The following is a 13905-nucleotide window of genomic DNA, read 5'->3' as shown; positions in this document are numbered from 1 at the left end:
CACCCGCCTCGCCCGCCTCATCAGGCCCGACGGCGGGTGAGCGAACGGCGCACCAGCGGCCAGCAGGCCACCAGCACACCCGTGGCGATCAGGCTGGTCCACACCTGGGTGCGTCCGTCCGGACTGAACAGCATCACGATCAGGACGAAGGCGACGCCGCCGATCAGCAGGATGTTCAGCCACGGATGGAACCACACCTTCAGCTGCAGCCCGTCCCGCTCCTGCGGCGTCATCCGGCGGCGCAGGTTCATCTGGGTCAACGCGATGAACACGTACACGAACAGCGCCACCAGACCCGCGGAGTTCATGATGAAGTCGAAGACACCGGAGTCCGGGGCCGCGAAGTTCACGATCGTGGCGATGACCCCGCCGATGGTCGAGGCCAGCAGCGCGAACACGGGCACCCCGGTGCGGGAGCGGCGGGCGACGATCCGCGGGGCGAAGCCCTGCTGGGCCAGGGCCGCGAACATCCGGGAGGCGGAGTACAGCCCCGAGTTGAGCACCGAGAGCACCGCGGTGAAGATGATCAGCTGCATCACGACGTCGGCCCCGGGCAGGCCCAGCCGGGCGAAGACCAGGGTGAACGGCGCGTGGGCGACGTCGGTGGGCGCGGGCAGCTCGTCCCACGGGATGACCATGGTGATCACCAGGACGGCGCCGACGAAGAACAGCAGGATCCGCCAGATCACCGTGGAGGTGGCCTGCCGGACCCCCTTGGCCGGGTCCTCGGACTCCGCGGCGGCCATCACGGCGATCTCCGTGCCGAAGTAGGAGAAGATCACCAGCGCCACCCCGGTCAGGGCCACGCTGTACCCGTGCGGGGCGAAGCCGCCGTGGGCCCACAGGTTGGACACGCTCATCGAGGTGTCCGGCCACAGCCCGAGGGCGAAGAGCAGCCCGGCCACCAGGAACACGACGATCGCGATGACCTTGATGCTGGCCAGCCAGAACTCCACCTCCCCGAAGGTGCGCACCGAGATCATGTTGGTGCCGACGAACAGCGCCAGCAGCAGGAAGGACCCCGCCCAGGCGGGCAGCACGGGGAACCAGCCGTGCAGCGTCTCCCCGCCGAGCACGGACTCGTAGGCCAGCACCCCGACCCAGAAGTACCAGTACAGCCAGCCCACCAGGTACGCGGCCCAGTCGCCCAGCCCCACCCGGGCGTACTCCATGAAGGAGCCGATGGCCGGGCGGGCCGCGGCCATCTCCCCCAGCATCCGCATCGCCAGGAACACCAGCAGCCCGCCGAGCAGGTAGGACAGCACGGCGGCGGGACCCACGGAGCGGATGACGTTGCCGGAGCCCACGAACAGGCTCGCCCCGATGATCCCGCCCAGGGTGATCATGGTGACGTGGCGTGAGCGCAGCTTGCGCGGGGCCGAAGGGGCGCCGCTCTCGGGGGCGCCGTCGCCGGGGGCCTGCCCGCCGGGGGCGCGCCGGGAGCCGCGCGGGCGGTGGACCGTGGAGCCCATCGAGGTCTGCGGGGAGACCGGATCGTCGTAGGGATTGGTGCGCGGCGAATCGGCCATAGCGGTGCTCCTCAGGTCGGCGGGAGGTGATCCTCCCAGCTTCCTCCTGTCCTGTTACGGAACGGGAACGCCGATCAGGCCGCCGCGCGGATGGCGTCGGCCAGGATCTCCAGGGCCCGGCCCAGCAGCTCCTCCCCGATCACCAGCGGCGGCAGCAGCCGGATCACGTTGCCGTAGGTGCCGGCGGTCAGCACGATCACCCCGCGGTCCATGCAGTAGGACGCGATCTCCTTGGCGGCCGTGGGGTGCGGGGTCTTGGAGGCGGAGTCGGAGACCAGCTCCAGCGCGAGCATGGCCCCGCGCCCGCGGAACTCGCCGACGATGTCCAGCTCCTCCACCAGCGGCTCAAGGACGGAGCGCACCTGCGCCTCGATGGCCTGGGCGCGGGCGCCGAGGTCCCAGTCCCGCATGGTCTGGATCGCGCCCAGGGCCGCGGCGCAGGAGACGGGGTTGCCGCCGTAGGTGCCGCCGAGCCCGCCGGGCTTCACGGCGTCGAACAGCTCGGCCCGCCCGGTCACCGCGGACAGCGGCATCCCGCCGGCGATGCCCTTGGCCGTGGTCACCAGGTCCGGGACCACGCCCTCGTGATCCACGGCGAACCACTTCCCCGTGCGGCAGAACCCCGCCTGCACCTCGTCGGCGATGAACACGACGCCGTTGTCCCGGGTCCACTCGGACAGGCGCGGCAGGAAGCCATCCGCGGGGACGATGAACCCGCCCTCGCCCTGGATCGGCTCGATCAGCACCGCGGCCACGTTCTCCGCGCCGATCTGCTTCTCGATCTGCTGGATGGCCCGCTCCGCGGCCTCCTTCCCGCCGATCGGGGCGGCCTCCCGGTACGGGTAGCTCATCGGCACCCGGTAGATCTCCGGGGCGAAGGGCCCGAAGCCGGCCTTGTACGGGGCGGCCTTCGCGGTCAGGGCCATCGTGAGGTTGGTGCGCCCGTGGTAGGCGTGGTCGAAGACGACGACGGCGTTGCGGGAGGTCGCGGCCCGCGCGATCTTCACCGCGTTCTCCACGGCCTCGGCACCGGAGTTGAACAGCACGGTGCGCTTGGGGTGGTCCCCGGGGGTCAGCTCGTTCAGCTGCTCCGCGACGGCCACGTACCCCTCGTAGGGGGTGACCATGAAGCAGGTGTGGGTGAAGTGCGATGCGGCCTCGCGCACCCCGTCCACCACGGCCGGGGCGGAGGCGCCCACCGAGGTCACGGCGATGCCGGAGCCCAGGTCCACCAGGGAGTTGCCGTCCACGTCCACGACGACGCCGCCGTCGGCGTCGGCCGCGTACACCGGGGTGGAGGAGGCCACACCGGCGGGCACCACCCGGGCGCGGCGCTCGGTGAGCTCCCGGGACTTGGGCCCGGGGAACTCCCCGGTCAGGCGGATCTCCTGCGGCAGGCGGTAGGTGATCTCAGACAAGGAACGCACTTCTTTCTCTCGGAGGTCCGAGGGGTCGGTGGGCGGGTGGCGGCAGCGCCGCCCCCGGGTGTGATTCTAGTCGCGCCGGATGGCGGGCAGGGCGCCCGTCCAGGGCAGGGCGGTGGAGCCGTTGCGGCCGGGCTGATAATCCCGGGGGACCACCACGAGGGGGATGGGCAGGGCCGTGAGGATCTTCGAGGTGGTGGAGGAGAGGAACAGCCGCCCCGCCTCCGCGAGCTTGGAGGATCCGGCCAGCAGCAGGGAGCCGGTCCCCCAGTGCACCGAGTCCACGGCCTCCGGGATGGACCGGCCCACCCCCACCTCCACGCTCAGCAGATCCGCATCCTCTGGCTGCACCGGGCTGCGGCGCAGCATGTCCTCCACGGTGGCCCGCGCCCCGCGGCTGGTCTCCTTGGTCTCGTCCACCAGGGTGACCAGCCGCAGCGGCAGACCCGTGCGGTTCATGGTCGCCACGGCTTCGGCGACCAGCCCCATGCCGTCCTCCTCCGGACTGACCGCGCAGTCGATCCGGGTCAGGCGCTCCTGCGGATCCGCCTCACGCGGGGCCAGGATCACCGGGAGGGTGGCCCGGTGCAGCAGGGCGTTGGAGACGGAACCGATGCCGTGGCGGCGCCAGGTGCTGACCTTGGCTCCGCCGACCAGGACGGCCCCGGCGCCGCGGATCTCGGCCAGCTCCAGCAGACCGGTGGCGGAGCTGGCCGCACGGTGCAGGTGGAAGGAGGCGTCGACGTCGTCCGGGATGAGCTGGGCGGCCTCGGTCAGCCAGCGCTTGGCCTGCGCCTCGACCATCTGGGTGTAGTTCCCGCCGCCCTTCAGCGCGCGGGAGAAGGTCTCCTCGACCTTCACCACGTAGGCGATGTCCAGGCCCACGTCCAGGGAGCGGGCCATCGCCACGGCGAGGTTCAGGGCATCGCGTCCCCGCGCATTCGGGGTGTACCCGACGACGTACCTCACAGCTGCTCGAGGATCTCTCGGGCGGTCTTCCGGCCCATGCGCACCGCGCCGTCCACGTGCTGGTAGCCCTCCGCGGCGATGTCCGAGCAGGACCAGTGGATCGGGCCCACGGGGGCGTTCTGGTCCGCTCCGTAGCGGTGCAGTCCGCCGAGGTCGTAGCTGGCGGCGTAGGCCCCGCGGGTCCATTCCTCCGCGCCCCAGTCGGACTCGTAGTAGACCACCGGGTGCTTGGCCTCCTCGCCGAGCAGCTCGGCGATGGCATCGAGGATCGCGGCCTGGCGCTGCTCCGCGGTGAGCTCGAACATGGCGTCCGCCTTCTCGTCGGAGACGAAGCCGACCAGGGTGCCCCGGGCGTGCTCCTGCCCGGTGGCGGGATCCCAGTGGGTGTTGTCGTAGACCTCCTGCACCAGGTGGTCCGCGGCGAAGGCGGTGCCGGACAGGCCCTTGTCCCGCCAGAACGGGGTCTCGTACACGGCGTGGACCTTGATCACCAGGCCGAGGGACTGGTGCTGGTGCATCTGCTGCTGGCGCCGCGGCAGCGCCGGGACGAAGGAGATGCGCTCGTAGAGGTTCGGCGGCACGGCGACGACGGCGCGACGGGCCCGCACGAGCACCCCGCCGCCGTCGGCCTCGCCGTCCTCGGTGAAGTGCTCCGCCTCCACCAGGACGGGGTGGGTGCCCTCCTCCTGCCAGCGCAGCACGCGCACGGGGTGCTCCAGGATCACATCCTCCCCGAGCTGCTCGGCGATGGTGGTGGACACGGACTGCATGCCGCCCAGCACGCGCTCATCGAGGATGAAGTCCTCATCCACGAGGTTCGAGAAGGAGCCGGCGGAGGCGGCCATGAGCACGGCCTGCAGCGCGGAGAAGGCGTGCGCGGGTTTGGTGAGCATCCCCCCGGCGATGAACAGGCCGATGTTCTGGCAGGCCTCCTCATCCGCGGACTGCTCGCGCAGCCAGTGGTGGAAGCTGATGGTGTCCAGCTCGCGGGCCAGGGGATGGGCCCAGGGCTCGTGCGGCCCGATCTGCGCGGCGAGGTCATCCAGGATTCCGATGAGCCGGGCCATCTCCGCCTGGGTCTGCTCCGACGCGGGGAACATCTCGCCGGTGTAGCGGGTGACGGTGCCGTCCGGGGCTCGGTAGACGGACTCGCCGTCGCGGTAGCGGGAGTAGGTCCGCAGGCCCAGCTCCCGCACGAGCTCCAGGAGGGCGGTCTGATCCGGGGAGATCCACTGGCCGCCGATCTCCAGGAAGTGCCCGTCCACCTCCTTGGACCAGGTGCGGCCCCCCACGCGCTGGCGCGCCTCGAGCACGGCCACGCTCTTCCCGGCGCTCTTCAGGTCCCGGGCGGCGTTCAGGCCGGAGGGACCGGCGCCGATGACGACGACGTCGACCTCGCGGGTGGGCCAGTCCGGATGGGCGGTGGGGGTGCTGGACGTCATGACGGGGACCTTTCGCGACGCGGCCTATAAACGAATGCTGTTCGTTTTTCAGTGTAGCCTGCGGATGCGCCCCGCGTCACCCCGGTCCGGCACGGCGACGGCGGTAAGGTCGAGGCCGTGACCCAGAAGCCCCCGCGCCGTCGCGGCCGCCCCACCCGCACCGTCCTGGACCCCGCCCGGATCGTGGCCACCGCACGGGAGCTGCTGGAGACCGTGGGCGAGGGCTTCACCATGACCATGCTGGCGCGCCGGCTCGGCGTCGCGCCCTCCTCCCTGTACAACCACGTGGGGTCCAAGGATGAGGTGCTCGCGCGCATCTCCGACGACGTCGCCCGCGGCATCGACTGCTCGGGTCTGGCCGACCTGGCCGACTCCGCCCCCGCGCTCCTGTCTCCCGCCCAGCGCGCCGCCGCCTGGCGCCGCGCCGCGGAGGAGTGGGCCCGCTCCTATGTCCGGGCCTTCGCCGCCCAGCCGGCCGTGATCGCGACCCTGGCGCTGACCCCGGTGGCCGAGGCGCCCCAGACCCTGCAGATGTACGAGACGGTCGGCCGCGGCTTCCTGGCCGCGGGATGGCCGGAGCGGCTGGCGCTGCGCGTGGTGGAGACCCTGGAGGCCTTCCTGCTCGGCAGCGCCCTGGACGCGGCCGCGCCCCAGGACATCTTCGACCCCGGCGCGCTCGGCGAGCGCTTCCCCACCATGGCGCGCCTGCAGGGCACGGTTGCGCAGACCGGTGGTGGGGCCGAGGCCGCCGCGGAGGCCTTCGAGATCGGGTTGGACGGCATCCTCACCGGCCTGGAACGGCGCCTGACTCGCATCCTCGGCTGAGGCGGCGCGGGTCACTCGGGGCGGTCCACCGCGCCCGGGGCGACCTCGATCTCCCCGCGAAAGAAGGCCGGCATCGTCCGAGACAGCACCAGCATGGTCACCACCCCGATCAGCAGGATCCCCGCGCCGAGGATGAACACCAGGCCCACCCCGAACAGCTCGGATCCGGAGCCGTTGGCCGGGTCGAAGGAGTCCGCGGTGGTGCGCACGAAGAAGATCAGCAGCAGCACCCCGCCCAGCAGCGGCCCCAGGAGCATCCGCAGGAACGCCCCGACGGAGCGGAAGGCCTGGCGGCGGAAGTACCAGACGCAGGCCAGAGCGGTGAGGCCGTAGTAGAAGCAGACCATGAGACTCAGCGCGGAGATGGTGTCCCACAGGACGTTCTCGGAGACCACGCGCATCACGGTGTAGAACCCGGCGGCGATGGCCGTGGAGGTGACGGTCGCGTAGCTGGGGGTCTGGAAGCGGGGGTGGATGCGGGAGAACCGCCGCGGCAGAGCGCCATAGAACCCCATGGCCAGCATGGTGCGCGCCGGGGAGACCATGGTGGACTGCAGCGAGGCGATCGAGGACATCAGCACTCCGAGGGACATCAGCACCCCGAGCGGCCCGAGCACCGGGGTCGCCAGCGCAGCGAACACGTTCTCCTGGATCTCCGGGTTGGACAGGCCGAGGGCGCCGTCGCCGGTGCCGGAGTAGGCCAGGGTCGCGCAGGCCACCAGGAGGTAGAGGATGACGACGACGCTGATCCCCAGCAGCGCGGCCCGACCCGGCGTCTTCTGCGGATCCTTGGCCTCCTCGTTCAGGGTCAGCGCGGTGTCCCAGCCCCAGTAGATGAACACCGACAGGGAGATGCCCGCGGAGAAGGCGGAGAAGGAGCCGACGCCGAAGGGGTTGAACCATTCGATGGAGGGGGTGTGCCCGTCGAAGGCAGTGCCGTGGGCCACGTGCACCAGGGCGGCAGTGGCGAAGACGACGAGGATCAGCAGCTGGAAGCCGACCAGCACGTACTGGAAGCGCTGGGTCTCCTCCACGCCGCGGTAGGAGATCGCGCAGGTGACGGCCATGAACACCAGGCAGGTCAGGACATTGACGGCCACGTTGCCGGAGAGGCCGGTGATGGCGTCGCTGCGGAAGATCTGCCCGAGCAGCAGATAGAAGAAGTCCACGGCGATCCCCGCGAGATTGGACAGCACCAGCACGGTCGCGGCCAGCAGCCCCCACCCGCCGATCCATCCGATCCGGGGCCCGAAGGCCTTGGTCACCCAGGTGAAGGTGGTTCCGGAGTCCGGCATCGCGCTGTTCAGCTCCCGGTAACCCGCGGCCACGAGCAGCATGGGCACGAAGCCGAGCAGGAAGATCGCCGGAAGGTGCACCCCGACGACGGAGACCGTGGGCCCCAGCGCCCCGGCCAGGGTGTAGGCGGGAGCGATCACGGAGATGCCGACGACGGCGGCCCCGAGCAGTCCGACCTTCCCGACGCTGAGACCCTTGCCCGAGACCTGCGATTCGGCATCGCCGGCGCGGCCCGTCCCTTCACCCGGGATGCTGACGGGGGCCTCCCTCCTCGAGCGGAGGCGCCGGGAGACCGCCGGGGAGGTGGAGGTGTGGATGGGGACCTCGCGACGGGGTCGTGAACTCACGGGCGCTCCTTGTCAGGGTCGCGGACGATCAGGGTGCGGAATCCGGCAGCGGCCACCAGATAACGAACGTCTTTCGTTTTGTTGGGTGCCACCCTACCCCCGGCGGCGTCGATCCGTGAACCCGATCACCCGTGGCCCCTCCCCGCGAGCCGGCGCTTCCGTTCCCCTTCCGGCGGGATTCGGGGACGACAGCGCCGTCTCGGCATCGGCAGGTGCTGGGAAGGGGGCAGGTCGGCGTCGGGAGGGGCCAAACCCGCGTGTAGCGTGGGGGTCCGCACCGGCCGACGTCGAGACCCCGAGGAGATGCGCGCGTGGAGGAATGGATCTGGCCGCTGTGGATCGGCCTGGGTGCGGGGACCCTGCTGTTCCTCGCGGTCCTCATCCCCCTGCTCGTGTGGCAGTACCGCCGCTACGGGCACCCGCCGCTGCGCCGGATCATCGGCAGCCTCGCGGTCAGCCTCTACGCGGCCGGGCTGTTCGCGTACACCATGCTGCCGCTGCCGGAGCCGGGCAGCCTGGACTGCTCGGGCGGCTCGGCGATCCAGTTGGTCCCCTTCCACTTCCTGCAGGACATCCGCACCCAGACGGCGGGGCTGTCCACGACCGGGATGCTGACCTCGCGGGTGACCCTGCAGGTGGTGTTCAACGTGGTGCTGTTCCTGCCGTGGGGGATGCTGGTGCGCGGCTTCTTCAAGCGCAGCTGGCTCACCGCCACCGTCACCGGGTTCCTCGGCTCCCTGCTCATCGAGTCCTCGCAGTACACGGGCCTGTGGTTCCTCTACCCGTGCGCCTACCGGCTGGCCGACGTCGATGACCTCATCGCCAACACCACCGGCGCCCTCATCGGCGCGGTGGTGGCCCCGCTGTTCCTGGCGTGGATGCCGTCCTCCGCGGAGCTGGCCGCGACCCGCCGCGTGCCCCGCCCGGTGACCGTGTGGCGCCGGTGGTTCGCGATGCTGCTGGACTGGCTGGGCATCGGCGTCGTGACGCTGGCTGCCTCCACGGCCGCGGCGATGCTCTTCCACGTCACCGGATGGCAGCGACCCTCCGCCGGGATCCAGGGGACGACGACGGTGCTGCTGCCCGGTCTGCTGTGGGTCCTGGTCCCCGCCGTGACCGGCACGCGAGCCTCGGCGGGGCAGAAGGCCGTGTGGCTGGCCCCGGTGCGCCGGACCCCGCACGCGGCGGTGGAGGGTTCGGGGTCGCGCCGACTGCCGCTGTGGCGGTCCCTGGTGCGGGCGCTGAGCGTGGCCGGGGTGTACGTGGCGGTGCGCGCCGAGGCCGCGGCGGCCGCGGAAGGCATCGGCACCGCGGTGCTCACGCTGGCGCTGGGACTGTGGATCCTGGCCGCCCTGATCGCCGTCATCCCCACCCGGAACCACCGGGGCCTCTCCTATGCCCTGGCCGGAGCGGAGCTGGTGGACGCGCGGGAGCTGCCGGAGCCCACTCCCCCGCACCCGAGCCGGCGCTCCGGTTCCCAGCCGCTCCCCTGAGCCCACCGACCCGGCGCTCTCATGCCCTCCCGGCCCCGGCTGCACCCGCGAGACGGCGCTCTCGTTCCCTCCCACCCCCTCCGCCCACGCGAGACGGCGCATCCGTTCCCGAAAACGACGATTTCGGGAACAGATGCGCCGGGTCGCGTGATGGGTGGGAACGAAAGCGCCGGGTCGGGGGTCTCCCACGGGAAGGGTGGGAACGAGAGAGCCGGGTCACCGGGTCAGCGCAGCGAGGCCGCGGCCTCCTGGGCGCCGCGCATCATCAGGGTGACGTCGGCGGTGACGGAGAGGAAGTCCGCTCCGGCCCGCGCGTACTCCCGCGCCCGCTCCGGGTCGAAGCAGTTCACCCCCACGGGCTTGCCCGCGGCATGGGCGGCGTCGAAGACCCGGTGCACCGCGGCCACCACCTCCGGGTGGCCCTGCTGACCCAGCAGCCCCATCGACGCGGCCAGGTCCGCCGGACCCACGAACAGTGCGTCCACGCCCTCGACGGCCGCGATCGCCGCCGCCTGCTCCACCGCCGCGGCGGATTCGATCTGCACCGTCAGGGACACCAGCCCCGCGGCGCGGGTCAGGTACTCCGGCACCGCGTTCCACCGGGAGGCCCGCGCCAGGGCGGAGCCCACCCCGCGCACCCCGGCCGGCGGGTAGCGCACCGCCCGCACGGCGTCGGCGGCCTGCTCGGCGGTGTCCACCATCGGCACCAGGAGGTTCTGCGCCCCGGCGTCCAGCACATGCTTGATCACCACCGCATCCAGGGCCGGGACCCGCACCACCGGGGTCGCGGGATAGGCCGCAAGCGCGCGCAGCAGCCCGGTGATGGTCTCCAGGCCGATGGGCGAGTGCTCGCCGTCGATCAGCACCCAGTCCACTCCGGCGGCCCCGGCGATCTCGGCGGCCACCGAGGACCCGGAGCACACCCACATCCCGGCCAGGGGCGCGGGAGCCTCCGGTGCGACGCCGCCCGGGCCGGGCTCGACGCCGTCCGCCGCACTCTGTCCGGGTCGGGCCGCAAGCCGCTCGGCGAGGGTCGGCGGGAGCTCTACTCGAAACGGCATGTGATGGTCCCCAGCTCTCGGTAGTCGGCGTACACGGTGTCGCCCCGATAGACCCACAGGGGGCGGGTGAAGGAGCCGGCGAGGATGATCTCCCCGGCCTCGAGCCGGTCCCCGTGCCCCGCGAGGCGGTCGGCCAGCCAGTGCACCCCGTGGGCGGGGTGGTTCAGGACGCCGGCGGCCACCCCGGTCTCGATGATCTCCTGGTTGCGGGAGAGGGTTCCGGCGACCCACCGCAGGTCGACGGCGTCGGGGGCGACGGGGTTCCCGCCGAGGACCATCGCCCCGAGGGCGGCGTTGTCCGCGATGGTGTCCACGATGGTGCGGCCTTCCATCGCGATGCGGGAGTCCAAGACCTCGAGGGCGGGGACGACGTACTCGGTGGCGCGCAGGACGTCGAAGATGCTCACCCCGGGACCGACGAGGTCGTCCTTCAGGACGAAGGCCAGCTCCATCTCGATCCGCGGGTGCGTGTACCGCTCCCAGGTGAACACGTGCCCGGAGTCGCGGACCTGGTCATCGAAGATCACCCCGTAGTCGGGTTCGTCGATGCCGGTGGCCTCCTGCATGGCCTTGGAGGTCAGGCCGATCTTGTGTCCGGCCCTGCGCCGCCCGGCCTCCTCCTGCCGCCGGGCCCAGATCCGCTGCACGGCGTAGGAGTCCTCGACGGTCATCTCCGGGTAGCGGGCGGTCAGCAGCGGCACCGGCCGCCGATCCTCGCCGGCTCGGTGCAGCTGCTGCGCGATCTGCTCGCGGGTCCCCTCATCCAGCACGGCGTCCTCCTACAGCTGGTTCCCGATCTTGAATCCCTTGGCGGCCTCGCCCCGGTAGGTGCCGGCCTCGTCGTCGGCCCGGGTGTAGGAGAAGCCGTCCGCGCCGATGGTCACCTCCAGCTCCGAGGCGGCCTCGCGGTCCACCACCGGCTGCGGGTTCCCGTCCAGGTCCAGCACCGGGGAGGCCTCGGTGTACCAGGAGGGGACCACGGGGTTGCCCCACCAGTCCCGCCGCTGGTTGTCGTGCACGTCCCAGTGCACCACGGGGTTGTCCGGGTCCCCGGTGTAGTAGTCCTGGGTGTAGATCTCGATGCGGTGCCCGTCCGGGTCCAGGATGTACAGGTAGAACGCGTTGGAGACGCCGTGGCGGCCCGGGCCGCGCTCGATCCGGTCCGAGATCCGCAGCGCCCCCATCTTGTCGCAGATGTAGAGGATGTTGTGCTTCTCGTGGGTCGCGAAGGCCACGTGGTGCATCCGCGGACCGTTGCCGCCGGTCATGGCGGTGTCGTGCACGGTGGGCTTGCGGCGCATCCACGCGGCGTACTCGGTGCCCTGCTCATCGGAGATGTCCTCGGTGATCCGGAACCCCAGTCCCTCCATGTAGCGGCAGGCCCGCGGCACGTCCGGGGTCACCTGGTTGAAGTGGTCCAGGCGCACCAGCGCGCCCGCGCCGTACAGGTCGTAGCGCCAGGCCAGGCGCTCCACGTGGGCGACCTCGTGGAAGAACTCGTAGGGGAAGCCCAGCGGGTCCTCCACCCGCACCGAATCCCCGATGCCCTTGACGAATCCCTCCCGACGGCGCTCGACCCGGCAGCCCAGCTCCCGGTAGTAGGCCTCGGCGGCGTCGACATCCTCCGGGGTGCGCACCCGGTAGGAGAAGGCGCGCACCGCGGCCACCGGGCCCCGGCGCAGCACGAGGTTGTGGTGGATGAACTCCTCCATGGAGCGCAGGTAGATCGCCTCGTCGTCCTCCTCGGTGACCACCAGGCCGAGCAGGTCCACGTAGAACTTCCGGGATTGGGCCAGGTCGGTGACGATCAGCTCCATGTACGCGCAGCGCAGGATGTCCGGCGGCTGGACGGAGGGGGTGGGGATGGGTGCGGTGTCCTGGGTGCTCATCTGCGGCGCCTTTGCTCGTGATGGTCGGTGGGTCGGGAAGGAGTACGGGCCCGACGCCGCCCGGGCGGGGCGGCGTCGGACGGCGGGGGTGCCGGGCGGCTTCAGGCCTGTTTGCCGAAGACGGGGTTGTGGACCTCGCCGAGGTTGATGTGCACGGCCTGACTGTCCGTGTAGAAGTCGATGGAGCGGTAGCCGCCCTCGTGCCCCAGCCCGGAGGCCTTGACTCCGCCGAAGGGGGTGCGCAGGTCCCGGACGTTGTTGGAGTTCAGCCACACCATCCCGGCCTGGGTGGCCTGGGCGAAGGTGTGGGCGCGCTTCAGATCGTTGGTCCAGATGTAGGCGGCCAGCCCGTACTTCGTGTCATTGGCCAGGGCCAGCGCCTCCTCCTCGGTGTCGAAGGGGGTGATGGCCACGACCGGCCCGAAGATCTCCTCCTGGAAGATCCGAGCCTCGGGGGCGACGTCGGCGAAGACCGTGGGCCGGATGAAGTTGCCCTCCGGGAACTGCTCTGGGCGTCCGCCGCCGGCCACCAGCCGGGCCTCGGTCCTGCCGATCTGAACGTAGGACATGACCTTCTCGAAGTGCTCCGGGTGCACCAGCGCCCCGACCTCCGTGGTCTTCTCCGAGGGCAGGCCCACCTTCACCCGCTCGGCCTGGGCGGCGTAGCGGGAGACGAACTCGTCGTAGATCCCGCGCTGCACGAGGATCCGGGAGCCGGCGGTGCAGCGCTCGCCGTTGAGGGAGAACACCCCGAAGATCGTCGCGTCGATCGCGGTGTCCAGGTCCGCGTCCTCGAACACGACGGCGGGGGACTTCCCGCCCAGCTCCATGGACAGGCCCTTCAGATGCGGGGCGGCGTTGGCGAAGATGATCTGCCCGGTCCGGGACTCCCCGGTGAAGGAGATCAGCGGGACGTCCGGGTGCCTGACCAGCGAGTCCCCGGCGTAGCCCTCCTCACCGAACCCGTTGACCAGGTTGAACACGCCGACGGGCAGCCCGGCCTCCTCGAAGATCCCCGGCCACAGGGACGCGGACAGCGGGGTGAACTCGGCGGGCTTGAGCACCACGGTGTTGCCGGTGGCGATGGCGGGGGCCAGCTTCCAGGACTCCAGCATGAACGGGGTATTCCAGGGGGTGATCAGCCCGGCCACGCCCTTGGGCTTGCGGTTGACGTAGTTGACCTGGCGGCCGGGGACCTTGAAGGCGTCGTCGTGCTGGGCGACGATCAGGTCCGCGAAGAACCGGAAGTTCTCCGCGGCCCGGCGCGCCTGGCCCAGGGCCTGGGTGATCGGCAGGCCGGAGTCGTAGGACTCCATCGCGGCCAGCGCCTCCCCGCGGGACTCCACGATGTCCGCGATCCGGTGCAGCACCCGGGAGCGCTCCCGCGGCAGCATCCCGGGCCAGGGGCCGTGCTCGAAGGCCTCCTTCGCGGCGGCGACGGCGGCGTCGACGTCGGCCTTCATCCCGGAGGCCGCGCGGATGTAGGGCCGGTTGGTCACGGGGTCGAGGACGTCGAAGGTCTCCCCGTCGAGGGAGTCGACGAACTCCCCGCCGATGTAGTGGCGCAGGACCTCCGGCAGGTCCGCCGGTCGGGCCTGCTGCTGGATCTGCTCGATGCTCTCGGTCATGG

At 71.4% G+C, this 13905-nt stretch carries 11 protein-coding genes; 2 read left to right on the top strand and 9 right to left on the bottom strand.

Annotated elements, in window-relative coordinates:
• Window positions 1-20: 20 nt before the first annotated feature.
• From AC0VXQ_RS00800 to AC0VXQ_RS00785, 4 genes are all read right to left on the bottom strand, one after another.
• On the bottom strand, window positions 21-1529 hold the full coding sequence (locus AC0VXQ_RS00800; RefSeq protein WP_232238553.1) for an amino acid permease: 1509 nt from the start codon (window positions 1527-1529) through the stop codon (window positions 21-23).
• 74 nt (window positions 1530-1603) lie between these two features.
• Entirely contained in the window at window positions 1604-2947 is a 1344-nt protein-coding gene (gabT, locus tag AC0VXQ_RS00795) for a 4-aminobutyrate--2-oxoglutarate transaminase (protein ID WP_064725540.1), read from the bottom strand.
• Window positions 2948-3022: 75 nt separating this feature from the next.
• Complete coding sequence (locus tag AC0VXQ_RS00790; protein WP_058731174.1) at window positions 3023-3922, bottom strand: universal stress protein; 900 nt, start codon at window positions 3920-3922, stop codon at window positions 3023-3025.
• Window positions 3919-5364, bottom strand: coding sequence for a flavin monoamine oxidase family protein (locus AC0VXQ_RS00785; RefSeq protein ID WP_061225840.1), 1446 nt, complete (start codon window positions 5362-5364; stop codon window positions 3919-3921). The genes AC0VXQ_RS00790 and AC0VXQ_RS00785 overlap by 4 nt, the downstream gene beginning before the upstream one ends.
• Window positions 5365-5481: 117 nt before the next feature.
• On the opposite strand from AC0VXQ_RS00785, the gene AC0VXQ_RS00780 reads away from it, so the two are divergent.
• Window positions 5482-6189, top strand: coding sequence for a TetR/AcrR family transcriptional regulator (locus AC0VXQ_RS00780; protein WP_058731172.1), 708 nt, complete (start codon window positions 5482-5484; stop codon window positions 6187-6189).
• An 11-nt stretch (window positions 6190-6200) separates the two neighbouring features.
• Here AC0VXQ_RS00780 and AC0VXQ_RS00775 read toward each other — a convergent pair whose 3' ends face one another.
• The gene (locus AC0VXQ_RS00775; RefSeq protein WP_058731178.1) at window positions 6201-7736 is read right to left on the bottom strand and encodes an APC family permease; all 1536 of its coding nucleotides are present in this window, start codon (window positions 7734-7736) and stop codon (window positions 6201-6203) included.
• 407 nt (window positions 7737-8143) lie between these two features.
• Here AC0VXQ_RS00775 and AC0VXQ_RS00770 point away from each other — a divergent pair, with 407 nt between their 5' ends.
• Window positions 8144-9325 (top strand): VanZ family protein, encoded by a 1182-nt coding sequence (locus AC0VXQ_RS00770; protein ID WP_064725541.1) that lies wholly within the window; start codon window positions 8144-8146, stop codon window positions 9323-9325.
• Window positions 9326-9549: 224 nt separating this feature from the next.
• Here the strand turns inward: AC0VXQ_RS00770 and AC0VXQ_RS00765 are convergent, their stop codons facing one another.
• From AC0VXQ_RS00765 to AC0VXQ_RS00750, 4 genes are all read right to left on the bottom strand, one after another.
• The gene (locus tag AC0VXQ_RS00765; RefSeq protein ID WP_081275533.1) at window positions 9550-10386 is read right to left on the bottom strand and encodes an HpcH/HpaI aldolase family protein; all 837 of its coding nucleotides are present in this window, start codon (window positions 10384-10386) and stop codon (window positions 9550-9552) included.
• On the bottom strand, window positions 10371-11156 hold the full coding sequence (locus AC0VXQ_RS00760) for a 2-keto-4-pentenoate hydratase (RefSeq protein WP_064725543.1): 786 nt from the start codon (window positions 11154-11156) through the stop codon (window positions 10371-10373). The genes AC0VXQ_RS00765 and AC0VXQ_RS00760 overlap by 16 nt, the downstream gene beginning before the upstream one ends.
• Before the next feature lie 9 nt (window positions 11157-11165).
• Window positions 11166-12275: a 3,4-dihydroxyphenylacetate 2,3-dioxygenase gene (hpaD, locus tag AC0VXQ_RS00755; RefSeq protein WP_133566370.1), complete on the bottom strand. Its 1110-nt coding sequence runs from the start codon at window positions 12273-12275 to the stop codon at window positions 11166-11168.
• A 101-nt stretch (window positions 12276-12376) separates the two neighbouring features.
• Complete coding sequence (locus AC0VXQ_RS00750) at window positions 12377-13903, bottom strand: aldehyde dehydrogenase (protein ID WP_133566371.1); 1527 nt, start codon at window positions 13901-13903, stop codon at window positions 12377-12379.
• Window positions 13904-13905 lie beyond the last annotated feature (2 nt).

The organism is Rothia sp. QJM3NY_36 (assembly GCF_056173115.1).
Note: the sequence above shows the minus strand (reverse complement) of the source record. Positions and strands in the feature narration are given on the sequence as shown.

Excerpts from the sequence above, each read along its gene's own strand:
- AC0VXQ_RS00800 (WP_232238553.1), bottom strand. The coding sequence starts at position 1,529 with ATGGCCGATTCGCCGCGCACCAATCCCTACGACGATCCGGTCTCCCCG.
- AC0VXQ_RS00785 (WP_061225840.1), bottom strand. The coding sequence starts at position 5,364 with ATGACGTCCAGCACCCCCACCGCCCATCCGGACTGGCCCACCCGCGAG.
- AC0VXQ_RS00765 (WP_081275533.1), bottom strand. The coding sequence starts at position 10,386 with ATGCCGTTTCGAGTAGAGCTCCCGCCGACCCTCGCCGAGCGGCTTGCG.
- hpaD (WP_133566370.1), bottom strand. The coding sequence starts at position 12,275 with ATGAGCACCCAGGACACCGCACCCATCCCCACCCCCTCCGTCCAGCCG.
- AC0VXQ_RS00750 (WP_133566371.1), bottom strand. The coding sequence starts at position 13,903 with ATGACCGAGAGCATCGAGCAGATCCAGCAGCAGGCCCGACCGGCGGAC.